Raw genomic sequence first — 22999 nt, forward strand, 5'->3', positions numbered from 1 at the left:
CCTAATAAATGCTAGGCTCTCTATATGGATTCCATAAAGCACTAATAGCAAAAGGCACTTCATAAAGCTGGACATCCGCCACCGTTTCACGATTCGCATACAAATGCCCGATAAACATTAGGCAGCCTACTTTTATGCCACTAGTAAACTTGACTTCTTTTTCCGTATGGCTTTCGCCCCACGTTTTACCAATATAGTTCTGAGCCACTTCTAACGCTGATTCCGCCAACATATCCAGCAATGAATCATCAAGATCATGTTCAATACGTAAATGGGCTTTGATTTCATCTAGGCTTATACTAACGTTCATACGCTTCCCCCTCTTTACACATTAGCTGAATTTCTTCGTGCCGTTCTTTACTATCAATCACCGAATAAATATCTAATATCTTTTCGCCATACTTCACACGCATTTTTCTATTGATAGGTAGATCAGGCTGATAGCGTATTCTTACTCGGGTGATGTTCTCCCCCATTTGGAAAGGGCCGCTAAAATATTCTCGCCCTTGTAGTGGTTCAATACTTGCTCGTATTTGTTTTACTGTTTGCCACTCTCGAATAGGGGAACCATAATCACTTTTCTTACTGATTGGCTTTTGTAGTTCTATAACCTTATCGAATTTTCCAGCTCTAACCATTCTCGCCATTTGTTTTACCTTGCTTAACTTCTACCGTTTGTTTCCATGCTTGGCTAAATTCATCGCCGCCAACATAAGGCGGTAAGCCTTCACGCTTTCTACATTCGTTCGGGGATAGAATGCCACTTTTGATAGCAATCTCGTAACCTGTGAAACGGTCATTTTGATTGGTTCGCAACAGTTCGCTAGTATCAAATTCAATCACGTAACGCTTACGGCTATTACTTGCTAAATCAATCATCAAGGCGTCTTTTAGCTGTTGCTCAAAATTGACTAAATGAGGTTTAAGCGTCTGACCCAAAAATGATCTGCTCGCTTCCGTGAAATTTGAGTAGCTACTATGCGAATAATCTTGTAAGAAGATTGGGCTAATATTGAAAATGCGGGCAATATCTTCAATAGTGAATTTTCGGCTTGCTAACCATTCAGCATCTTGATTACTCATTCCTAACTGTTTGTATTCCATACCGCCCTCAAGGATCGGCGTTTTACCTGCGTTCTTTGCCCCTTTGTAACGCTCTAAGGCTTTTATCGCCTTTTGCCCTTTGGCTTCATCAAACCATTCAGCCGTTGAGATAATGCCGCTTGCTAATAAGCCATTATTCATTATGCTTGAGCCGTGTCTTTGTTGTGACATCCCCAAGCCCACCGCTTCACGGGCAATAGTGATCGGGCTACGTCCTATAAAACCGTCATAACTTGAATTACGTAAATGTAGGATTTCATCTTGAAGATAGTTTTTCACGTTGCCGTCAATATCCGTTATTTGATAGATCCACGTGCCTTTATTAGTGCGTTGAATATTTACACTATGCGGTGGATATGGCGTTAATGATTCCGCTTCGCCCTTATAATTCCAACTGATTACCGCATACGCATTACCATTCAAAAGCAAGTGTCGCATCATCGTTTCTTTGAATTGGTATGGCGTTTGGTTACGATTTGGCATTTCATTGAGCAGATATTCAACCGGGTGCTTATGTACTCGGTTTCGCCCATCGCTTGTTAATTCAAATAAATAACATGGCATACTGGCAACCGCTTGAGATATTACCGTTACTGCATTTAATACCGCCGGCAATGCTTCTGCAGTAATAGGCGTTACAAACTCGCCTGAATTTGTATTACTTGCACCCATATAACTAAAATACTCATCCAAAGTAAGGGGCGTAGATCTAACTTCATTCGCTGATTCCTGTTTGTTTCGTTTAAACCATTTAAACATTTTAAGCCTCCGCCAACGTTAGCCAGTTTTTACGCATCTCATCTTGATTAATGTTTTTCTGTTCTCTTTTGGCGGCAATACGTGAACGCTTCGCAATTTCTAGGCTACTATCCGGATATGCCGGAATACTGGTTACAGTAATTTCAAATAACTGTGCTTGCTTAATAGTTCTTAATGCCGGTTCTTTCGTTTCGTCCCATTCTTCTACCTCCGGTAAAAAGCCAAAGGACATTCCACTAATATCGCCACGGCGTACGCTTTCTAAAATATCATTGCCTAATTGTGTATTTGGCAAATCTATGCGAAAACGTAAGCCTTGATTATCTTCCGCCAAGGTAAGCGTATTGCTACTGGTTCTACCTAATAATTTAGTGTAATCATGTTCGAATAATGCTCGAACATCTCCGCCGCCATTTAGCGATTTAGTAAAAGCATTAGGGGCGAATGTTTCGATAAACTCTCCCCATAAAACTTCACTAGGTTTATTCCATTTCACCACATAGCCGGATAAAGTACGGCTTTCTTGTTCAGCGGCTAAACTGGAGGTTCTTATTTCAAATTTCTGTTTATTCATTTTGCCGATTCCATATCATCAAACGCTTCAATACCTTGCGAAATTAATACTAAACTTGTTAGCATTCGTCCATAAAGTAACGGAATCGGTCTGCCTTGTGGCGTTAAATTGCGGATATTGCTAAATGAAGTGCTTTGCTTTTTCTCGCCTTCTTTAACGCCGCTGCTCATTTCAGGCGTTCGCGTTAAAAGTGAAATAGCTCCCGACATCGCAAGCGAAGCCCCCATTGCACCGGCCATCATTGCCGCATTAGCTCCCCAAGCTGGAGGAAAAAAGAAAGACGCTGCCACCAATACTGCACCTAAAATAAGCTGACCGATTCCCATACCTTTACCAGCTCCCGCAATCACCGGCGTAAAATGAATGGAAGAATTGTCATCAAGATCAATCATCGGGTTAGTTTGTAGCTGATCATTGTTTAGATAATTCTTGCCAATCCGTACTTTGTAATAACCATTGCGTAAATGTTCACGCAAGCCTTGAATTTGTGTAAGTAGTCCACTCATCAATTCTCGGAAGTTGCTCACTTCAAGTTCGAACGGTTCGTCGATAAATCGTTTAAGATCGCCGTGAAATATAATTTTTGCCATATAAATCCACCTTAACAAAAAAGGGACTTAAAGCCCCTTATAGATTTTGTTTTATCCCTTCGCTTCTAACACTTTAATCGCATTTGAATCAACCACACCGCCGCCTAAATATTTGTCCGTGTGGATTTTATAGAATCCCGGCTCGGTAATATTATCCGGTTTAGTGCGTACGCCCGTTTCATGATCTACAATCGTATAACCTCGTTTAAAGTCACCAACCGCTAAGAATGGATTTGTGCCTTCTGCGTTTGGCATCGTTTCCATATAGTAAACCGGTAAGCCTAAAAGCGTAGAAGGGCTACCGACTTGAAGACCATCACGCCAAATATAATCACCATTACCATTTTTCAGTTTTTGTAATGTACCGGCTGTCTGCGAGTTCATTACCCATACGGCATTTTTACGGTATTTGCTACGTAGTGAGAATAAAAGGTCAATCAATGTATCTGCCGTGAGTTTTGCCGGTTGTACTTCCATTTTTTGAAGTGTGCCAAAAGGTCTAGCCTTATCATTTGCGGTAGTACGTGGATAAGCCAAAAAGCCTTTTGATTTTTTCGAACCATCGCCATTCGTTAGATCGGTTTCTTCCGTATCTGTAAATGTTTCGCTAATTTCATCCGTTAGCCAGCCTAAAATATCCACGCCGCTGAAATCTAAAATTTCTTGTGTCGTTTTTGGATAAGCGTAAATCGGGTTGAGGGCGATAGTAACCTCATTTAATTTAGGCGTTGCGGTTTCCGTGCGTGCTTCGCCTTCTGTACCGTGTTGAACCGCTGCACCGCCGGCTGATACTAATTTTTTCCATTCTTTCACGCCTACCGGTAATTTCACCACGTTAGCAATTTGACGCATTACGCTATCATCGGTTAAACGTTTCATTACCTCTTTATCTAATTGAGGAATTACAGAATAACCGCCATCTGCACCAGCATTCGTATTTGTAGCTAAGGCTCGGGTTTCACCTGTTTTAATCCAATGACGCAATTCATCATTGCTTGGTGGATTTGTGGCTTTTTCCGCTTGCTGATAATTTGGATTATTACGCTCTTCTTCGGTCACGCTTTCTAAGCGGTCAATCTCTTTTTTGACTTCTTCCACCTTCGCTTTTAAAGTATCAAATTGACCGGCTTCTTCTTCGTTTAAAGAACGGTTCTCTTGTTCTGCCTTTTCCATAAGTGAACGCATTTCCGCCACCAATGCGGCTTTTTTATTACGTACTTCTAATAATTTTTTAAACATATTCATACCTTAACTAAAATAATTAATTGTGTAGTGTAACGTTGCTGTAATCCACGCTGATTCGTTCGCATCATAGTCATAGCTATATTTGCTTAATTGGCAATCATCTACGCTTTTTAAGTGACAATCTTTCATAATGTGTGAAATTTGTTCGGCAATCGAATCTAATTCACTTTCACTTGAATAAAGCGGAAGATAAATAGCAACTTGTAAATCACCGATCCATTCATCTTCGCAAGTAGTAACGGCGTTTCCTTCTGCTTCATCAATAAAAATAGATACCGCCGGCAACTCTTGATCTAGGTCTTTAAAAGTCATTTTCCCATTGTGGAAAAACTTAATTCTGTTTAGTCCGCCATTAGCCAAGACATCTAAAACCTCTTGGCGGATTTGATTATGAATAATCATCTCTATTCCTCTTATAACAAACAAAATCTTCAAAAATAAAACACATACTAAAGACTTAAAAGAGATATTCAATAGGCTAAAATTTAATCGTTTAGTTACGTTTAGTTATGATATGTAATAAAAATTTGATTGCTTATTATTTAATCAAATATTAAAAGAATGAGAGGGAAATATTTATTTTTTTAGAAGGGTGAATAGGTGAAGACTTAGTGAAGACTTAAAAAATAAGTATTCACTATATAAGATATTGATATATAATAGTTTTTATTACAAAGTGAAGATGTGAATACCATTTTATAAAAAAACTATATAGCAGTTATATAGGATAAAGAATACCTAGGAAAAGAATTTATGTAACACGCTTTGTAACACACATAAAAACACCATTAATTTTATTTAATTAAATCAATTAGTTATAAGTAAATTCGGGAACAGCTAGTGCACCATAAAATTCTAATCCCTTGTCGAAAGACGAGGGATTTTTTTATATACAATAATTGTTAAATGCGAATAAAAAAGCCCATTTAAAATTGCTCGTCGGAACATTTTTAAATGGGCTTTCACCTCTCTCATAACCCGCTTTACGGTGTTTGACTTTTCGTTGGTAACTTCCTTTACCTTTTCGATTTTTCTCAACCCGAGCACGAAACAGCTTATCGGTAACGAGTGCTTTTATCGCACTTTCTCGAATTTCACCCCGAAGATGCTCGTAAACTTCATTTTGCGTTTGTTTCATTTTAATTCCTCTATTTCAAGCGTATAAAATATATATAAATCGTAATATTTATAATGCCTAAATTTACGCTCTTTGTATATAAGAACGTTGAAATTTTCTGTATAATCATTCTCAATATCCGTGCAAAGCGGTCATATTTTTATGCAATTTTACAAACTCTGGAGTTTCTATGAAGAAAGATGAAATAGGACATAATTTCTTAGCTCGTTTAGGAAAAACACGATTACGTCCAGGCGGTAAGCTTGCAACCGATTGGTTAATTGCCAACGGAGATTTTAATGCGAATAAAAAAGTGCTAGAAGTGGCGTGTAATATGTGTACGACTGCAATTCAGATTGCAAAACAGTACGGCTGTCATATTACAGGCGTTGATTTGGATGAAGAAGCCTTAGAAAAAGCGCGCGATAATATTAAAGAAAGTAAGTTGGAAAACTTAATTCAAGTTCAACGAGCAAATGCGACCAAATTACCTTTTGAAGACAACAGTTTTGATATTGTCATTAATGAAGCGATGCTTACTATGTTGCCGATTGAGGCTAAAGATAAAGCGATTCGAGAATATTTTCGTGTACTAAAACCGGGCGGTTTTTTACTAACACACGATGTAATGTTACAGCAAGAAGACACCGAACAAGTTTTACTCGCTTTACGTGAGGCAATTAATGTCAGCGTTACTCCGCTCACTAAAGACGGTTGGAAAAATACTTTCCACCAATGCGGTTTTCGTAATGTTGATGTATTTTCGGGAGAAATGTCATTACTTTCACCGAAAGGTTTAATTTACGACGAAGGCGTATTGGGAGCAATGAAAATCGTCGGTAATGCGTTAAAACCTGAAAACCGTGAAACGTTCAAGAAAATGTTCCAAACTTTTAATGACCCAGAACATAAATTAGGTTTTATTGCCGTTTGTAGCCAAAAATAAAAAATTCTTCTCTATTTCGAGCGGTTTTATCAATATGATTTAAGGAAAAACGATGTTAGAAATGTTCCAATCTTGGTATAAACAAAAATTTAATGACCCTCAAACAGTCGCTCTGTTGGGAATTCTTTTGATTGGATTCGGCGTTATCTATTTTTTTAGCGATTTAATCATGCCGTTGCTGATTGCTATCGTTTTTGCTTATTTATTAGAATGGCCGATTAAGCTACTGACTCAAAAACTAAAATTTCCTCGTTTACTCAGTTTAATTTTAGTTTTAGGTAGCTTTATTTCATTATCAACCTTTCTTTTTGTTGTAATGCTGCCAAGCCTATGGAATCAAGCGGTCACTTTTATTCGTGATTTACCGTCCATGTTTAACTTATTAAATGCGTGGTTAGAGGCTCTGCCGGAACATTATCCCGAGTTAATTGATTACGCTATGCTCGATTCTTTAATGACCACATTAAAAACAAAAATTTTAGGTTTCGGAGAGTCTTTATTAACTTTATCGGTCAATTCCATTATTAGTTTGGTAGGTTTAGGCATTTATGCTTTTCTCGTACCGTTAATGGTTTTTTTTCTCTTGAAAGATAAGCCGTTATTTGTACGCGGCTTTATTAAATTTTTGCCGAGAAACCGCCGTTTAGCTGCAAACGTTTGGTTTGAAATGCAACAACAGATTGCGAATTATATTCGCGGAAAAGTGCTCGAGATACTTATCGTCGGCGTAGTCACTTATGCGATCTTTCTATTTTTTGATTTACGTTATCCGTTATTACTCTCCGTAGCGGTAGGCTTATCCGTGTTAATACCTTATATCGGTGCGGTACTTGTAACGATACCTGTCGCATTAGTCGCATTATTTCAATTCGGCTTATCAACCGACTTTTATTATTTATTATTAGCTTTTGTGATTAGTCAATTGTTAGACGGAAACTTAGTGGTACCGTTCTTATTCTCAGAGGCGGTTAATTTGCATCCTTTAACCATTATCGTCGCGGTACTGTTCTTCGGCGGTCTATGGGGATTCTGGGGGGTATTTTTTGCCATTCCGTTGGCAACATTAGTCAAAGCAGTGATAAACGCTCTACCGTCTAATGAGGAAGAAATTTGACATACTAGATATAAGTAATAAGGATTCCAATGTCTGAACAGAATCAATTATCTCGTCGCCATCCTAATCTTACCGAAGTGAAACATGTTGTTGCACTGGGCGGCGGACACGGATTAGGAAGAATTTTATCTTCTCTCACTTTTTTAGGCGAACGTTTAACCGGAATAGTCGCCACAACCGATAACGGCGGTTCTACTGGACGTATCCGTTCACAACACGGCGGTATCGCTTGGGGAGATTTACGAAATTGCTTAAATCAAATTATTATTAAGCCGACTGTAGCTTCCGCACTATTTGAGTATCGTTTCGGCGGTAATGGTGAACTTACCGGTCATAATTTAGGTAATTTGATCTTAAAAGCGTTAGAAAATATGAATATTAGACCGCTTGAAGGGATCAATTTGGTCAGAGAACTCCTTCATGTTCGCGCCGGTCTGATTCCGATGTCAGAATTACCCGTACATTTAGCCGCACAGCTCATTTCCGGTGAAACCGTTGTCGGGGAAGTTTCTGTAGATGCTTTAACCGAAGTTCCGCGTAATTTATTGCTTACGCCTCAAGTGCCGGCTACGCCGGAAGCGATTGAAGCCATAAATAAAGCGGAATTGATCATTTTAGGTCCGGGTAGTTTTCTCACCAGTATTATGCCGCCGCTGTTAATTGACGAGATTGCAAAAGCCATTCGAACAAGCCAAGCGAATATTATTTTTATTGATAATATTGTTCAAGAATCCGGGCCGGCCGGCTCACTTTCTTTATTCGATCGTGTAGAATGGCTCGAAAAACAAATCGGGCAAGGGCGTTTAAACGGGGTAATCACTACGCCGAATAATGAATGCTCATTACCTGTACATATTATCGTACTACAAAAATCGCTTTCTGATGACGAGGTCACTTATCGACATGATCGTAATAAGCTCAGTAAAGCCATTAATGATATAGTAGAATTATTACATTAACTTGCTGCCCCGTTTTGGGGCAGTTGATTTTTAGAGGATTTTTTTGTGTTAGTTTCTGATTTCCACTTCGATTTACCTGATGAACTGATTGCCCGTTATCCGACCGAGGAACGAACAGCAAGCCGTTTACTACACTTAAACGGTGAAACGGGTACCTTTGAGGATAAACAATTTTCCGATTTACTTGAACAGATTAATGAAGATGATTTATTAATTTTTAATAATACTCGAGTGATCCCCGCACGTTTATACGGTCGAAAAGCCAGTGGCGGGAAATTAGAAGTTCTAGTTGAGCGAGTTTTGGATGAACATCGTTGTTTAGCTCACGTGCGTGCCTCAAAAGCACCCAAACAAGGTGCGGAGCTTGTACTTGGCGAAGATAAGTTAGGCGAAGGTAACGGCTTTAAAGCGATTATGGCGGCGCGTCACGAGACATTGTTCGAATTACATTTCAACGAAGAACAACCTCTGTTCGATTTACTGCAACAAGCCGGTCATATGCCTCTGCCGCCTTATATTGATCGTCCGGATGAAGATGCCGATCAAGAACGCTATCAAACCGTTTATAGTAAAGTTTTAGGCGCAGTTGCGGCACCAACCGCCGGCTTACATTTTGATAACGCCACTCTTGAAAAATTGAAAGCTAAGGGTGTTAATATTGCATTTGTGACATTGCATGTTGGTGCAGGCACATTCCAACCGGTACGCGTAGATAATATATTGGATCACAAAATGCACGCAGAATATGCGGAAGTAAGCCAAGAAGTCGTGGATCAAATTCTAGCGACTAAAGCTGCGGGTAAACGTGTAATTGCGGTGGGTACCACTTCTGTTCGCTCGATCGAAAGTGCCGCTCAAGCCGCCGAGCAAGAAGGCAAATTAATCGCACCGTTTTTCTCCGATACCAGTATTTTCCTCTACCCGGGAAAAACCTTTCGTGTTGTTGATGCATTGGTCACAAACTTCCATTTACCCGAATCCACATTGATTATGTTAGTTTCGGCTTTTGCCGGCTACCGTAATACAATGAAAGCTTATCAACATGCGGTAGAGGCAAAATATCGTTTCTTTAGTTACGGCGATGCGATGTTTATTACTAAAAACCCTAACGCTTTAAACGACCTTCCGTAATTGATCGCCACGTTTTATAACGTGGCTTTTTCATTAATTACGTCCATATAGCCGTTGATACCAAGGCGAAAAATCATTTCTGGCAGTGATTAATTGCCATTTGTCCGGATAAAAATTAATGATGATCATTCCCTGCTTTGCCGTAGTCACTAACGGAATCTTATGCTGTTCAAATCTTTCAACCACTTTTGGATGCGGCATTCTCCACGGGTTCCACCGTCCTACGGAAACTATCGCCAGTTTAGGCTTACTTTTTGCTAATAACGTATGGCTACTACTGGTTTTACTACCATGATGAGCAACTTGTAGAAAATCAATACCGTTTAATAATTCTGCTATTTTTCGTTCTTGCTCCATACCTGTGTCACCGGTTAATAGCATCTGAAAGCGGTCAAATTTTGCTAAAATTATGCAAGAATCGGCATTTTGTGCTCTTGTTACACGCGCTTTAGGATAAACGGCTTCAAATTCCAATCTACCGAATCGCCATGTTTTACCTTGAATACAAGCCTCCGGATGAACATTCGCATAAGGTTTAAAACTACTTGAAATCAGTTTCGCATTAGGATAATTGTTGAGTAAATCTTCCACCCCACCGGAATGATCATTATCATCATGACTCAAAAATATTGCCTCCACTTCAACTTGATGACGACGCAAATAAGGTAATATTTCAACCGAAGCCATAGATCCAGCTTTACCGTTATTTCTCCATCCAATGCCGGTATCGTAAAAAATAGCTTTTTTTTGACCGCTTGTATCATAATAAATAAATGCTTGAGCTAATCCTTGCCCGACATCAAAAGTAATCCATTGTAATGCGACGGTATTTATGTGGGATAAATAGATAATAGACTGGCTACACAATAGTAGAACATACCCTTTATACCAGTACCATTTAGTCCGTGAATGCAATACCCCGTACAGTACAATCACAATGACTAAATCAATAATCAGCCATTGTGCTTGCTGTAAATTACTCAACCAAATCCATTGCTGAGAGAATAGTTCTAAATAATCTAAGCTGAATCCGATTAGGCTATCCGCCAATTGCCAAATATTGAAGCTATTATCGGTTACTAAGCCGATTAAAACCAACGGAACCAACACAAAACTGTACAAAGGTACGATAACTAAATTTGCCGGTAATGCGCTAAGTGAAATACCTTCAAAAAAGTAAAATTGTATCGGAGTAAAAATAAGTAAAATGCCACATTGCAAATGGATTAATCCGATGCTAAATCGAACGAGCCTCCCCCATTTACGATAATCAAATTTTCCCAGAAACGCGGATAACGGAAAGTATTGATACCAGATCAACAAACTCATCACAGCTAAAATAGATAGCCAAAAACTGTCCGATAAAATCGTCAGCGGCTCAAATAATAGCAATAACGCAACCACACGCCACCAATATTGCCACGGCGTATAGTGATAACGTAACCATCGACATAGTAATACCAAGCAAATGGCAATTAAGGCTCGTACGGTCGGAATTGAAAAACCGGCAAGATAGCTATAACTTATTGAAGAAATCATTCCAACAACGTATGCAAAAAAATAGTGAAAACCGACCGCTTGCCAGCACTCCCAACGTAGTAAACACCATTGCAACAATTTTGCACTCCAAAAGCCGAATAAAAATGCTAAACCGATATGTAAACCGGAAATAGCAATTAAATGTGCGGTTGAAGTCTTTTGGAAAATCTGCCAATGATGATCATTAATCCACGCTCGCTCACCGAATGCCAAGGCAAGTAATAATCCTTGAGAAGATAAGGTTTCCGTCTGTTGTCTGACTTTAGTTAATATTTCTTGACGTAATCTCCTTTGTTCCGGTTCAATTAGCTTTGCTTCGCGTACCGTTGCACTGCCCTGTAAATGCTGAGCGATATACCAACGTTGCCGATCAAAATTGCCTATATTCATCCGTGCGGAAATCGGTCGGAAATGTAATTCCGCCTGATAAGTTGCGCCTAAAACTAAAGGATTTTCGCTCTGCCAAGTGAGGTAAATGCGATCGTTATTTTCTCTCTTCGCAATTGCCGTCTGATAATCCGATTGTTTAATTAAACGAGTAATTTCAATTCTTTCATAAAATTTACCGGCGGTCTGATTTTCAGCATTTTTTGCAAATTGCCATACAGAGTAATAACTTCCGCCCATTGCTAACGCAAAGACCAGCAACATTAGATGTCGCGTATATAAACCATATAAAGCAATAATCAGAAAAAGAATAATAGAAACGGCAAACCATTGATACGGCAACCAAAGAATAGGTAGGAAACTAAAAAAAATAAGAATAGAAAAACGGTCAAGATTCATAGCAAATACCCAAATAATAGGTAAAGTATGCTAAAAATCCGACCGCTTGTATTAAGAAGAAATAGATTCTTCGATCTCGATCGCAAAAAAGATTTATTATTTAACTATGCTTTTTGATCTTCCGCTTGGCTAACCGCCGCAGTAAATAATACGTCTGTTGATGAGTTCAATGCGGTTTCCGCAGAGTCTTGAATTACCCCGATAATAAAACCGACACCGATTACTTGTGCGGCAATATCATTCGGAATATTAAATAAACTACATGCTAACGGAATAAGTAATAAAGAACCGCCTGCAACACCGGATGCGCCGCAAGCACAAATAGAAGCCACAATACTTAATAATAATGCCGTTGCGAAATCAGGTTGAATACCTTGAGTATAAGCCGCCGCTAAAGTTAATACCGTTACGGTAATCGCCGCACCCGCCATATTGATGGTCGCACCGAGCGGAATTGCAACCGATGCGATTTCATCACGTACGCCTAAACGTTTGGCAAGGTTCATATTTACCGGAATATTTGCAGCCGAACTACGAGTAAAGAATGCCGTTACGCCACTTTCACGTAAACACGTTAATGTCAAAGGATACGGATTACGACGAGTTTTCCAGAATACGATTAACGGATTCAACACAAACGCAACAATTGCCATCGCACCAAGTAATACGCCTAATAAACGAGCATATCCGATAAAAGCATCGGCACCGTTTGTCGCAATCGTTTCGGCAACTAAACCGAATACACCAACCGGAGCGAATGCAATGACTGCTTTCACCACAAATGAAACCGCTTCCGCAAAATCATTTAAAAATGTTTTAGTGCTTGGAGCCGCATGACGTAATGCGATACCTAAGCCGATTGCCCAAGCTAAAATACCGATGAAGTTTGCATTTGCTAATGCTTGTAACGGGTTATCCACGAGGTTAAACACCACGGTTTTAATAATTTCACCGATACCTTGCGGTGGATTTAGGTTGTCCGGATTTGAAACAAGCTCTAATGTTGTCGGGAACATAAAACTTAAAATGACAGCTGTTAATGCAGCAACGAATGTGCCCAATACATACATAAATAAAATCGGTTTTAATTTGCTGTCCGAACCGACTTCTTTATTTGCAATAGCGGATAAAACTAACACGAATACTAAAATCGGAGCAATTGCACGCAATGATTTCACAAAGAATTGACCTAATACGCCGACGCTTTTTGCCCAATCAGGATTTACTAAGGCAAGGCAAACACCTAATACCAAACCGACAGCAATGCGTAAAACTAAATTGCCCCCGAGAAGTTTTGAAGATAATGATGGATTACTCATAATGTTTCACTTTGTAAGACTAAAAAAGGATATACGGCTAGCCGTCTATCCGCCAAAAATAAGAAGTTTTCAGATTAACGGAAAATAACTATTTTGGGAATAGTTCCCTATATATTTTTATTATTTTTTTATAAATTCTTATTCATATTAACTATTAATCATAAGAAAACGGGTAAAAAAGAAAAAACTTTTCTCAATTAATCCCTTTCAGGTAGAATACGCCCTGATTTTAACCATAATTCTATTAGAGATTTACATGAAACCAGAAAATAAAGCTAATTTTCAACGCGTTGTTCGAGCTGCCGGCTATTCGCTTAAAGGACTAAAAGCGGCTTATATTCACGAAGCGGCATTTCGCCAAGAAGTATGGATTGCCACTATTTTAATTCCGCTTGCTTTATTTTTAGGTAACGGTGTGATTGAAAAAATATTACTCATTGGCTCGGTATTTTTAGTCATGATAGCAGAATTGCTTAATAGTGCGGTTGAATCGGTGGTGGATCGAATCGGCTCGGAATTCCATGAATTATCCGGCAGAGCGAAAGATATCGGTTCGGCGGCAGTATTTATGGCAATGGTATTACTTGCTATAACTTGGCTGTTTATTCTTATTTTTTAAGGAGACATAGGTGATAGATAATCATATATAAGATTGATTATTTACCACCTATTTTTATATACGTTAAAACGAGAGGTTATTATGAAATTTACCAAAACTCTTCTTTGTACATCATTATTCTTTACAACATCCGCAATCGCATATCAAGCGGATAAAACCTACTCATTCACTCTTTTACATACCAATGATATTCACGGTCATTTTTGGCAAAATGAAAAAGGAGAATACGGATTAGCCGCACAGAAAACGTTAATCGACGGTATTAAGAAAGAAGTGGAAGCCAAAGGCGGTTCTACCATTATTTTAAATGCCGGGGATCTGAATACCGGCGTACCGGAATCGGATATGCAAAATGCTCGTCCTGATTACGAAGGCCTAAATGCTATCGGTTATGAAGCGATGGTTTTAGGTAATCACGAATTTGACTTCCCTCTTCAAGTGCTAAGCATGCAAGAAAAATGGGCGAAATTCCCATTAATCTCCGCTAACGTGATCAATAAAAAAACGCAAAAAGAGCTGGTAAAGCCTTATGTTATGCTTGATAAACAAGGCTTAAAAGTTGCGGTTATAGGTTTAACGACGGAAGATACCGGCAAATTAGGAAATCCTGATGTCACCGAAAATGTAGTTTTCAAAGACCCGATTAACACCGCCAAAGAAACTTTAACGGAAATTAATAAAACCGAAAAACCGGACGTACGCATTGCGCTTACTCATATGGGATGGTATTTAGACGGTAAACACGGAACAAATGCACCCGGTGACGTAAGTATGGCAAGAGAATTGGATAAAGGTGCTTTTGATGTGATTATTGGCGGTCATACGCATGATACCGTCTGTTTCGATGATAAAGGTCAGTTCAAGACAAAATTCACTCCGGGCGAAAGCTGCAAACCTGATTTCCAAAACGGTACTTGGATTATGCAAGCCGGCGAATGGGGTAAATATGTCGGTCGAGCCGATTTTGAGTTTAAAAACGGTAAAACTACACTGGTTAAGTACGAACTTATCCCGATTAACTTGAAAAAGACCATCAAAAAAGAAGACGGTAAAAAAGAATATCAACTATACAAACCGGAAATTAAAGCGGATCAAGCCCTCTTCGAACACTTGAAAAAATATCAAGACGAAGGCGACAAACTGCTAGGAGTCGAAGTCGGTGAAGTTAAAGGCTTATTAGACGGTAAACGTGAACATGTACGCTTCGTTCAAACAAACTTAGGGCGTTTAATCGCACAATCACAAAAAGAACGTGTAAAAGCGGATATCGGCATTATGAATTCCGGCGGTGTGCGTGCTTCTATTGAAGAAGGTAAAGTAACCTATAAAACTTTATTAACCGTTCAACCTTTCGGTAATATGATTTCTACCGTTGATCTTAAAGGTCAAGAATTACTGGATTTCTTAACGACTATTGCATTAAAAGAAGTCGATACCGGTGCTTACCCGCAATTTGCCGGAATTTCTATGACCGTAGATCGTGCTGCAAAAGCCATCTCGAATGTCAAAATTGCAGGGAAACCGTTTGATCCGAATAAAACTTATAAAGTGTCTATTCCGGATTATTTAACTGCCGGCGGTGATGGTTATCCGATAATGAAAAAGCATCCGAGCTATGTGAATACCGGTTTTATTGATGCAGAAATGTTGAAAAAATATTTCGAAGAAAATAAAGTGATTGACGCAAGCAAATTCGATCCTAAAGAAGACGTTATTTTTAAATAGGTAACAAACTCGAAAAGCTAAGCAATTCGCTTAGCTTTTTTATTGTCATAAATTATTGCAAAGAAAAAAGGAGCTAACCCAGCAATGCAAAACTATATTCAACAGATGCAAGATAATTATGCCAGATTAGTTGAACTCTTACCGGAACTAGAAAAAAGCCTTAACCAATGGCAAGAATCTTATCAACTTATTCAGCAACTCAATCAATTTTATCACAGTCCCTTATGGCTAGAACTCTACGATAATGCTGATAATATTCAGCTCGAAACAAATGGAAATTACAGCGTGCTTTCGCAAGATGCTATTTGGAATGCGTCTACGGAGCAATATCATCTTACTGAAGAATTGCGTAAAATGATTACCGACTTTCTCGCTAATAAAACGGACTAATATAAAGCGTATAGAAACGAAGAAATAGTTTAGAAAAAAAGTAACTAATTGATTTTAATAGAAAAATTAATTATTTGGGATTTTTAAAATGGAGGCGTGTCCCGGAGTCGAACCGAGCTACATGGATTTGCAATCCAGTGCATAACCGCTTTGCTAACACGCCGTATTGAAGAGATAAAATGGAGCGGGAAACGAGGCTCGAACTCGCGACCCCGACCTTGGCAAGGTCGTGCTCTACCAACTGAGCTATTCCCGCTTTGAGTCTTTGTTCGTAAGGAACGAGGTGCATTTTACGGATTTTAAGACCTATGTCAAATGCTAATTTGATTATTTTATTTCAAATGCCGAAAAAAAGATCACAATGTTGAAAAATTAATAAATGCAGAGCTAATTCGTTGATTTTATAAGCATAAATCAAACGATTAATCCGATCTTTTAGCATATAAGAAAGCGGTTGAAATCTGCTATTTTTTTGCAAATTTCAACCGCTTGTATAAATAAGTTAAATTAACCTATTATCGTTTTTTCGCTTTTGCGTTTGGTAAGTCTGTGATAGAACCTTCAAACACTTCCGCTGCTAAACCTACAGATTCGTGTAATGTAGGATGAGCGTGGATAGTTAAAGCAATATCTTCCGCATCACAACCCATTTCGATTGCAAGACCGATTTCACCTAATAATTCACCACCGTTGCTACCCACGATTGCACCACCGAGTAAACGGTGTGTATCTTTATCAAAGATAAGTTTAGTCATACCTTCTGAACACTCAGAAGCAATCGCACGACCTGATGCCGCCCATGGGAATTTCGCCACTTCAAAGTTTAAGCCTTCTTGGCGACATTCTTTTTCCGTTTTACCTACCCAAGCAACTTCCGGCTCAGTATAAGCAATTGATGGAATCACTTTCGGATCGAAGTAATGTTTTTGACCTGCAATCACTTCTGCAGCAACGTGACCTTCGTGAACACCTTTGTGAGCTAACATTGGCTGACCAACGATATCACCGATAGCAAAGATGTGCGGTACGTTGGTACGCATTTGTTTATCCACAGCGATGAAACCACGATCATCAACGTTTACGCCGGCTTTACCCGCATCGATTAATTTACCGTTTGGTACACGACCGATAGCAACTAATACCGCATCGTAACGTTTAGTGTCGTTACATGCTTTACCTTCCATTGAAACATAGATACCGTCATCTTTCGCTTCAACTGCAGTTACTTTAGTTTCAAGCATTAACTTGAATTTTTTCTCGATTTGTTTGGTATAGATACCGACAACATCTTTATCCGCTGCAGGAATGACTTGGTCAAACATTTCAACCACTTCAACTTCCGAACCTAAAGCGTTATATACCGTACCCATCTCTAAACCGATAATACCGCCACCCATTACGAGTAATTTTTTCGGCACTTCTTTTAATTTAAGCGCATCTGTTGAATCCCAAATACGAGGATCTTCGTGTGGAATGAACGGAAGTTGAATCGGACGAGAACCCGCTGCGATGATTGCATTATCAAATTTGATTGTCGTCGGATTACCGTCACGGTCACGAGCGACTAAAGTATTCGGATCGGTAAATGCCGCTAAACCTTCTACTACCGTTACTTTACGTGCTTTAGCCATACCTGCTAAACCGCCGGTTAATTTAGATACAACCGCTTCTTTACCGGCACGAACTTTATCTAAATCAATATTCGGTTCACCGAAAGTAATACCGTTTTTCTCTGCGTGTTTTGCTTCTTCGATCACTTTCGCAACGTGTAATAACGCTTTAGAAGGAATACAACCTACGTTTAAGCACACACCACCTAAAGTCGAATAACGTTCAACAATCACAGTTTCTAAGCCTAAGTCGGCACAACGGAATGCCGCTGAGTAACCGGCAGGACCCGCACCAAGTACCACGACTTGCGTTTTAATTTCTTTGCTCATATTTATTCCTTTGTTGTAGGGCGCAATACTTACGTCTTTAAACGCACTATGCACCCTTACGATACAAGCGGTCGATTTTACAAAAAATTTTGTAAATCCGACCGCTTACCTATTACATTACTAAGCGACGAATGTCAGCTAATACGCCATTGATGTAGGTTAAGAATCTTGCACCGTCAGCACCATCGATTACACGGTGGTCGAATGATAACGCTAATGGAAGCATTAAGCGCGGTTCAAACTCTTTACCGTTCCATACCGGTGCCATTTCAGACTTAGATACGCCTAAAATTGCAACTTCCGGTGCATTCACGATTGGAGTGAAGTGGGTTGTACCTAAACCACCGATACTTGAAATAGTGAAACAGCCGCCTTGCATATCCGATGCGGTTAATTTACCATCACGAGCTTTTTTCGATACTTCCATTAATTCGCGAGAAAGTTCAACAATACCTTTTTTGTTCACGTTTTTAAATACAGGAACTACTAAGCCGTTTGGTGTATCTACCGCAACACCGATATTGATATATTTTTTCAAGGTTAAACGTTGCGCATCTTCAGAAATTGAGCTATTGAAACGTGGGAATGCTTCTAATGCTTTCGCTACTGCTTTCATGATGAACACAACCGGAGTAATCTTCACATCTAATTTTTGTTTTTCCGCAAGTTTATTTTGTTCTTTACGGAATGCTTCTAAATCAGTAATGTCAGTACGGTCAAAGTGTGTAACGTGAGGAATCATTACCCAGTTACGGTGTAAGTTCGCACCCGAAATCTTATTGATACGGCTTAATTCTACTTCTTCAACTTCACCGAATTTGCTGAAGTCTACTTTCGGCCATGGTAATAAGCCTAAACCTGCACCATTCGCCGCACCTGTTGCAGCCGCTGCCGTTCCGCCTTGTTTTTCAAAGACCTGAACTGCCGTTTTCACATACGCTTGAATATCTTCTTTAACGATACGACCTTTACGACCTGAACCTTTAACTTTATCTAAGTTCACCCCGAATTCACGCGCTAAACGGCGAATTACCGGTGTTGCATGTGCATAAGCACCTGCCGCTACTACCGCATCTTGACTTAAACCTGAAACGTTACCGCTTTGAGCCGGTTGTGCAGTTTGTGCTGCAGGAGCCGGAGCCGCTGCTTGAGCAACCGGTGCAGGAGCTGCCGCCGGTGCCGCACCTTGAACTTCAAATTTCATAATTAATGAACCGGTTGAAACTTTATCACCCGATTTCACTAAAATTTCTTTCACAACACCTGCAAATGGTGCCGGAACTTCCATTGAAGCTTTGTCGCCTTCAACAGTAATTAAAGATTGCTCTTCAGATACCGTATCACCAACATTTACCATGATTTCAGTTACGTTTACTTCATCACCGCCGATATCCGGTACATTTACTTCTTTGATTGCTGAAGTTGTTGCCGCTGGGACAGCCGCTTGAGCCGGAGCTTCCGCTGCAACTGGTGCTGGTGCTGCTGATGCAGTTTCAAACTTCATAATTAATTTGCCGGTCGTTACTTTATCGCCTACGTTGATTAAGATTTCTTTTACTACGCCTGCGATAGGTGCCGGAACTTCCATAGAAGCTTTATCACCTTCTACATTGATGATTGATTGATCAACTTCAACCGAATCACCGACTTTAACCATAATTTCGGTTACGTTTACTTCGTCTGAACCGATATCAGGTACATTCACTTCAACAATCGCTGATGCAGTTGCTACAGGTGCTGCAACTTGAACCGGAGCTTCTGCTGCCGGAGCTGGTACCGCTTCTGCGGTTTCTAACACTAACATTGGCGAACCGGTGGTAACTTTATCGCCCACTTTTACTAAAACTTCTTTAACCACACCAGCTTCCGGTGCCGGCACTTCCATTGAAGCTTTATCGCCTTCTACGTTGATGATTGATTGATCTACAGTAATAGTATCGCCTACTTTTACCATTACTTCGGTTACTGATACTTCATCAGAACCGATGTCTGGTACATTAATTTGTTTTGACATTTTGGTAATCCTTCATTTAATAAACTACCCTCGCCCCTTGTGGGAGAGGGACAGAAAAATTGCGTTGAGCAATTTTTCAGGGAGAGGGGAAAGCGGTCAAATTTCATTAATTTTTTGCATTTACTCTCTCTGCCAATACTTCTAAACGAAGTATTGCCTGTCTCTCCCCCCATTAAGGGGGAGAGTTTTAATGTTATGCGTATAACGGGTTAATACGATCTACGTTTAAGCCGAATTTAGCGATTGCGTCAGCAACAACTTTAGTTTCCACCGTACCTTCTTTCGCTAATTGCGATAACGCTGCAACAACAACGTAACGTGAATCAACTTCGAAATGTTCACGTAAGTTAGCGCGGCTGTCTGAACGACCGAAACCGTCCGTACCTAACACATGATAGTGTTTGCTTGGTACGAATGCACGGATTTGATCCGCGTATTGTTTCACATAGTCAGTTGAAGCAACTGTCGGTAGATCCGCTAATACTTGCGCAACATAAGGAACACGTTGTTCCGCTGTCGGGTGTAATAAGTTCCAACGTACCGCATCGTTACCTTCACGCGCTAATTCGTTGAATGACGGTGCAGAGAATACGTCGGCAGTCACACCGTAGTCGTTTGCAAGGATTTGTGCCGCCTCACGAACGTGACGCATAATTGCACCGGAACCTAATAACTGAACGTGACCTTTGCCTTTACCTTTAACGGTTTCGAATTTATATAAACCTTTACGGATACCCTCTTCCGCACCTGCCGGCATTGCCGGTTGATCCATTACTTCGTTTAATGTTGTCATGTAATAGAAAACATCTTCTTGTTTTTCGCCATACATACGGTTCACACCGTCTTGCATGATTACTGCAACTTCAAATGCGAATGACGGATCGTAAGTTACACAGTTAGGGATAATACCCGCTTGAATATGGCTGTGACCGTCTTCGTGTTGTAAACCTTCACCGTTTAATGTTGTACGACCGGACGTACCGCCGACCATGAAACCACGAGCTAATTGGTCACCCGCTAACCACATCATATCACCCACACGTTGGAAACCGAACATTGAGTAATAGATGAAGAACGGAATCATCGGTTGATTGCTTACAGAGTAAGACGTTGCCGCTGCAACCCAAGAAGCCGCACCACCTAATTCGTTGATACCTTCTTGTAATACTTGACCGTCTTTCGCTTCACGGTAGTAAGCCACTAAATCGCGGTCTGAAGGCGTATAGTTTTGACCGTGCGGGTTATAGATACCCACTTGACGGAATAAACCTTCCATACCGAATGTACGCGCTTCATCTACGATCATCGGAACGATAGTTTTACCGATGTTTTTATCTTTTAATAAGATATTTAATGCACGCGTAAACGCCATTGTGGTTGAAATGCCACGTGGTTGTTCTTCAAGTAACGCTTTAAATTCTTCTAATGCAGGTACTTTGTACTCTACGTCAAATTTAGGACGACGAGCCGGCACATAACCGTTTAATGCTTTACGGTGATTGTGAATGTAATTGTACTCTTCAGAACCTTCCGCAAATTTAATGTACTCAAGTTTCTCAACTTGCTCATCCGTTAATGGTAATTCGAAATAATCACGGAAACCTTTTAAGCTTTCTAATGACATTTTTTTCGATTGGTGAGCGGTATTTTTACTTTCCGCTTCAGGAATTTTATAACCTTTAACTTGGTGAGCTAAAATTACAACCGGTTTATCTGATTTTTGTGCTTTCGCATATGCAGCGTAAAGTTTTTCGCTGTCGTGCGCGCCACGGCGAAGATCCCAAATTTCTTCGTCCGTCATATCCGCTACTAATGCGGCTGTTTCAGGGTAACGACCGAAGAAGTGTTCACGAATATAAGCACCGTCTTTTGATTTGAAGGTTAAGTAGTCACCATCAACCACTTCCATCATTAATTGAGCTAATTTACCTGAAGTATCTTTCGCGAATAATTTATCCCAGTTACCGCCCCATAAAACTTTGATAACTTCCCAACCTGCACCGGTGAATAAACCTTCTAATTCTTGAACGATTTTACCATTACCGTTTACCGGGCCGTCTAAACGTTGTAAGTTACAGCTTACGGTGAAAATTAAGTTGTTTAATTTTTCACGTGCGGCAAACGTTAATGCACCTTTAGACTCAATTTCATCCATTTCGCCGTCACCTAAGAACGCATACACTTTTTGGTCTGCAGTGTCTTTTAAACCACGGTTTTCAAGATATTTTAAGAAACGAGCTTGGTAAATCGCATTAACCGGACCTAAACCCATTGATACGGTTGAGAATTGCCAGAATTCAGGCATTAATTTCGGGTGCGGATATGAAGATAAACCGTCTGTAAACGCTTCTTGACGGAAATTGTCTAATTGTTCTTCGGTTAAACGACCTTCAACATAAGCACGTGCATACATACCCGGTGCTGCGTGACCTTGGAAAAATACTAAGTCGCCGCCGTTTTTTTCAGTTGCCGCTTTGAAGAAGTGGTTATAACACACTTCATACATTGTCGCCGCTGATTGGAAAGTTGAAATATGACCACCTAAGTCGAGATCTTTCTTCTGGCTACGTAAAACCATTGCGATAGCATTCCAACGAACAGCAGAACGAATACGACGTTCAATTTTGTGATCGCCGGGATATGCCGGTTGTGCATTTACAGGGATAGTATTCACATATGCAGTTGTAACGCCTGATTGAACAGGTACGCCTTCCGTACGAGCTTGGTCTAATAATTGGTCAATAATATATTGAGCACGCTCAACACCTTCTACACGGATTAAAGAATCTAATGACTCTAACCATTCTTTGGTTTCGAATGGATCTACGTCTCTTTCGATCTCTGACATAGGTTTTCCTTATTTTGATTTAATGATGAATGATAAGTTAAGTAGATTAAACTTATCGATTGATGAAATTATAGACGTCCAATCGGCAGGAATGACATAAAACATACGGAAAGTTTACCAAAATGTAAAACTTACAACCTAGCCAACCGAATATCTTACTACTATCTCATTGATTTTAAACACCTTTTACTTACTTATCAAAAATGTTTAAAATTTGTAGATAAATTTGTAACACAAGATAACAAAATTGCTCTGTTTTGTCCATTTTTTTGACCTGAGT

The 22999-nt window shown here is 39.8% G+C and carries 20 protein-coding genes and 2 tRNA genes; 7 read left to right on the forward strand and 15 right to left on the reverse strand.

Annotation, left to right across the window (positions count from 1 at the left end):
- Window position 1: 1 nt before the first annotated feature.
- The 8 genes from NYR63_RS03970 to NYR63_RS04005 form a co-directional block, all read right to left on the reverse strand.
- On the reverse strand, window positions 2–310 hold the full coding sequence (locus tag NYR63_RS03970; protein WP_279458290.1) for a head-tail connector protein: 309 nt from the start codon (window positions 308–310) through the stop codon (window positions 2–4).
- Window positions 300–647 (reverse strand): phage head closure protein, encoded by a 348-nt coding sequence (locus NYR63_RS03975; protein WP_017357664.1) that lies wholly within the window; start codon window positions 645–647, stop codon window positions 300–302. Before NYR63_RS03975 ends, NYR63_RS03970 begins: the two co-directional genes overlap by 11 nt.
- Window positions 631–1863, reverse strand: coding sequence for a phage portal protein (locus NYR63_RS03980; protein ID WP_279458291.1), 1233 nt, complete (start codon window positions 1861–1863; stop codon window positions 631–633). Before NYR63_RS03980 ends, NYR63_RS03975 begins: the two co-directional genes overlap by 17 nt.
- 1 nt (window position 1864) lies before the next feature.
- Window positions 1865–2437, reverse strand: a complete 573-nt coding sequence (locus tag NYR63_RS03985) for an HK97 family phage prohead protease (RefSeq protein ID WP_279458292.1) — start codon at window positions 2435–2437, stop codon at window positions 1865–1867.
- The gene (locus NYR63_RS03990; RefSeq protein ID WP_279458533.1) at window positions 2434–2943 is read right to left on the reverse strand and encodes a tail assembly protein; all 510 of its coding nucleotides are present in this window, start codon (window positions 2941–2943) and stop codon (window positions 2434–2436) included. The genes NYR63_RS03985 and NYR63_RS03990 overlap by 4 nt, the downstream gene beginning before the upstream one ends.
- A 135-nt stretch (window positions 2944–3078) precedes the next feature.
- Window positions 3079–4266: a phage major capsid protein gene (locus tag NYR63_RS03995; protein WP_279458293.1), complete on the reverse strand. Its 1188-nt coding sequence runs from the start codon at window positions 4264–4266 to the stop codon at window positions 3079–3081.
- Window positions 4267–4275: 9 nt separating this feature from the next.
- A complete protein-coding gene (gpU, locus tag NYR63_RS04000; RefSeq protein WP_279458294.1) occupies window positions 4276–4674 on the reverse strand; it encodes a phage tail terminator protein in 399 nt (132 codons plus the stop codon).
- A 484-nt stretch (window positions 4675–5158) separates the two neighbouring features.
- A complete protein-coding gene (locus NYR63_RS04005; protein WP_279458295.1) occupies window positions 5159–5410 on the reverse strand; it encodes an alternative ribosome-rescue factor A in 252 nt (83 codons plus the stop codon).
- Between the two features lie 169 nt (window positions 5411–5579).
- On the opposite strand from NYR63_RS04005, the gene NYR63_RS04010 reads away from it, so the two are divergent.
- From NYR63_RS04010 to queA, 4 genes are read left to right on the forward strand one after another with little or no spacing between them, the layout of a single operon-like run.
- Window positions 5580–6335, forward strand: coding sequence for a class I SAM-dependent methyltransferase (locus tag NYR63_RS04010; protein WP_279458296.1), 756 nt, complete (start codon window positions 5580–5582; stop codon window positions 6333–6335).
- A 52-nt stretch (window positions 6336–6387) separates the two neighbouring features.
- Entirely contained in the window at window positions 6388–7449 is a 1062-nt protein-coding gene (locus tag NYR63_RS04015) for an AI-2E family transporter (RefSeq protein ID WP_279458297.1), read from the forward strand.
- A gap of 29 nt (window positions 7450–7478) precedes the next feature.
- Window positions 7479–8408 carry a gluconeogenesis factor YvcK family protein gene (locus NYR63_RS04020; RefSeq protein WP_279458298.1) on the forward strand — a complete coding sequence of 310 codons (930 nt, stop codon included), beginning with the start codon at window positions 7479–7481 and terminating at the stop codon, window positions 8406–8408.
- Between the two features lie 45 nt (window positions 8409–8453).
- On the forward strand, window positions 8454–9539 hold the full coding sequence (gene queA, locus NYR63_RS04025; protein ID WP_279458299.1) for a tRNA preQ1(34) S-adenosylmethionine ribosyltransferase-isomerase QueA: 1086 nt from the start codon (window positions 8454–8456) through the stop codon (window positions 9537–9539).
- Window positions 9540–9572: 33 nt separating this feature from the next.
- Here the strand turns inward: queA and NYR63_RS04030 are convergent, their stop codons facing one another.
- The gene (locus NYR63_RS04030) at window positions 9573–11864 is read right to left on the reverse strand and encodes a DNA internalization-related competence protein ComEC/Rec2 (protein WP_279458300.1); all 2292 of its coding nucleotides are present in this window, start codon (window positions 11862–11864) and stop codon (window positions 9573–9575) included.
- 104 nt (window positions 11865–11968) lie between these two features.
- Window positions 11969–13183: a serine/threonine transporter SstT gene (sstT, locus tag NYR63_RS04035; RefSeq protein WP_279458301.1), complete on the reverse strand. Its 1215-nt coding sequence runs from the start codon at window positions 13181–13183 to the stop codon at window positions 11969–11971.
- A 256-nt stretch (window positions 13184–13439) separates the two neighbouring features.
- Between sstT and NYR63_RS04040 the strand changes: the two genes are divergently transcribed.
- The 3 genes from NYR63_RS04040 (at window position 13440) to NYR63_RS04050 (ending at window position 15917) form a co-directional block, all read left to right on the forward strand.
- Window positions 13440–13802 (forward strand): diacylglycerol kinase, encoded by a 363-nt coding sequence (locus NYR63_RS04040; protein WP_279458302.1) that lies wholly within the window; start codon window positions 13440–13442, stop codon window positions 13800–13802.
- 81 nt (window positions 13803–13883) lie between these two features.
- Window positions 13884–15527, forward strand: a complete 1644-nt coding sequence (gene ushA / locus NYR63_RS04045) for a bifunctional UDP-sugar hydrolase/5'-nucleotidase UshA (RefSeq protein WP_279458303.1) — start codon at window positions 13884–13886, stop codon at window positions 15525–15527.
- 84 nt (window positions 15528–15611) lie between these two features.
- Window positions 15612–15917: a DUF4298 domain-containing protein gene (locus NYR63_RS04050; RefSeq protein WP_279458304.1), complete on the forward strand. Its 306-nt coding sequence runs from the start codon at window positions 15612–15614 to the stop codon at window positions 15915–15917.
- 89 nt (window positions 15918–16006) lie between these two features.
- On the opposite strand, the gene NYR63_RS04055 is transcribed toward NYR63_RS04050, so the two are convergent.
- The 5 genes from NYR63_RS04055 to aceE form a co-directional block, all read right to left on the reverse strand.
- Window positions 16007–16080: transfer RNA gene (locus NYR63_RS04055), tRNA-Cys, on the reverse strand.
- 17 nt (window positions 16081–16097) lie between these two features.
- Window positions 16098–16173 (reverse strand) — tRNA-Gly (locus tag NYR63_RS04060).
- A gap of 259 nt (window positions 16174–16432) precedes the next feature.
- Window positions 16433–17857, reverse strand: coding sequence for a dihydrolipoyl dehydrogenase (gene lpdA, locus NYR63_RS04065; RefSeq protein ID WP_279458305.1), 1425 nt, complete (start codon window positions 17855–17857; stop codon window positions 16433–16435).
- 112 nt (window positions 17858–17969) lie between these two features.
- Complete coding sequence (aceF, locus tag NYR63_RS04070) at window positions 17970–19871, reverse strand: pyruvate dehydrogenase complex dihydrolipoyllysine-residue acetyltransferase (protein ID WP_279458306.1); 1902 nt, start codon at window positions 19869–19871, stop codon at window positions 17970–17972.
- Window positions 19872–20064: 193 nt separating this feature from the next.
- Window positions 20065–22719: a pyruvate dehydrogenase (acetyl-transferring), homodimeric type gene (gene aceE, locus NYR63_RS04075; protein ID WP_279458307.1), complete on the reverse strand. Its 2655-nt coding sequence runs from the start codon at window positions 22717–22719 to the stop codon at window positions 20065–20067.
- Window positions 22720–22999 lie beyond the last annotated feature (280 nt).

This window comes from Actinobacillus genomosp. 1, assembly GCF_029774175.1.
In the GTDB taxonomy this organism is placed as follows: Bacteria; Pseudomonadota; Gammaproteobacteria; order Enterobacterales; family Pasteurellaceae; genus Actinobacillus.

Excerpts from the sequence above, each read along its gene's own strand:
- aceF (WP_279458306.1), bottom strand. The coding sequence starts at position 19,871 with ATGTCAAAACAAATTAATGTACCAGACATCGGTTCTGATGAAGTATCA.
- NYR63_RS03990 (WP_279458533.1), bottom strand. The coding sequence starts at position 2,943 with ATGAGTGGACTACTTACACAAATTCAAGGCTTGCGTGAACATTTACGC.
- NYR63_RS03980 (WP_279458291.1), bottom strand. The coding sequence starts at position 1,863 with ATGTTTAAATGGTTTAAACGAAACAAACAGGAATCAGCGAATGAAGTT.
- ushA (WP_279458303.1), top strand. The coding sequence starts at position 13,884 with ATGAAATTTACCAAAACTCTTCTTTGTACATCATTATTCTTTACAACA.
- NYR63_RS04005 (WP_279458295.1), bottom strand. The coding sequence starts at position 5,410 with ATGAAACAAACGCAAAATGAAGTTTACGAGCATCTTCGGGGTGAAATT.
- NYR63_RS04050 (WP_279458304.1), top strand. The coding sequence starts at position 15,612 with ATGCAAAACTATATTCAACAGATGCAAGATAATTATGCCAGATTAGTT.
- sstT (WP_279458301.1), bottom strand. The coding sequence starts at position 13,183 with ATGAGTAATCCATCATTATCTTCAAAACTTCTCGGGGGCAATTTAGTT.
- NYR63_RS03985 (WP_279458292.1), bottom strand. The coding sequence starts at position 2,437 with ATGAATAAACAGAAATTTGAAATAAGAACCTCCAGTTTAGCCGCTGAA.
- NYR63_RS03975 (WP_017357664.1), bottom strand. The coding sequence starts at position 647 with ATGGCGAGAATGGTTAGAGCTGGAAAATTCGATAAGGTTATAGAACTA.
- NYR63_RS04030 (WP_279458300.1), bottom strand. The coding sequence starts at position 11,864 with ATGAATCTTGACCGTTTTTCTATTCTTATTTTTTTTAGTTTCCTACCT.
- NYR63_RS04040 (WP_279458302.1), top strand. The coding sequence starts at position 13,440 with ATGAAACCAGAAAATAAAGCTAATTTTCAACGCGTTGTTCGAGCTGCC.
- NYR63_RS04015 (WP_279458297.1), top strand. The coding sequence starts at position 6,388 with ATGTTAGAAATGTTCCAATCTTGGTATAAACAAAAATTTAATGACCCT.
- NYR63_RS03995 (WP_279458293.1), bottom strand. The coding sequence starts at position 4,266 with ATGTTTAAAAAATTATTAGAAGTACGTAATAAAAAAGCCGCATTGGTG.
- lpdA (WP_279458305.1), bottom strand. The coding sequence starts at position 17,857 with ATGAGCAAAGAAATTAAAACGCAAGTCGTGGTACTTGGTGCGGGTCCT.
- NYR63_RS04020 (WP_279458298.1), top strand. The coding sequence starts at position 7,479 with ATGTCTGAACAGAATCAATTATCTCGTCGCCATCCTAATCTTACCGAA.
- aceE (WP_279458307.1), bottom strand. The coding sequence starts at position 22,719 with ATGTCAGAGATCGAAAGAGACGTAGATCCATTCGAAACCAAAGAATGG.
- NYR63_RS03970 (WP_279458290.1), bottom strand. The coding sequence starts at position 310 with ATGAACGTTAGTATAAGCCTAGATGAAATCAAAGCCCATTTACGTATT.
- NYR63_RS04010 (WP_279458296.1), top strand. The coding sequence starts at position 5,580 with ATGAAGAAAGATGAAATAGGACATAATTTCTTAGCTCGTTTAGGAAAA.
- gpU (WP_279458294.1), bottom strand. The coding sequence starts at position 4,674 with ATGATTATTCATAATCAAATCCGCCAAGAGGTTTTAGATGTCTTGGCT.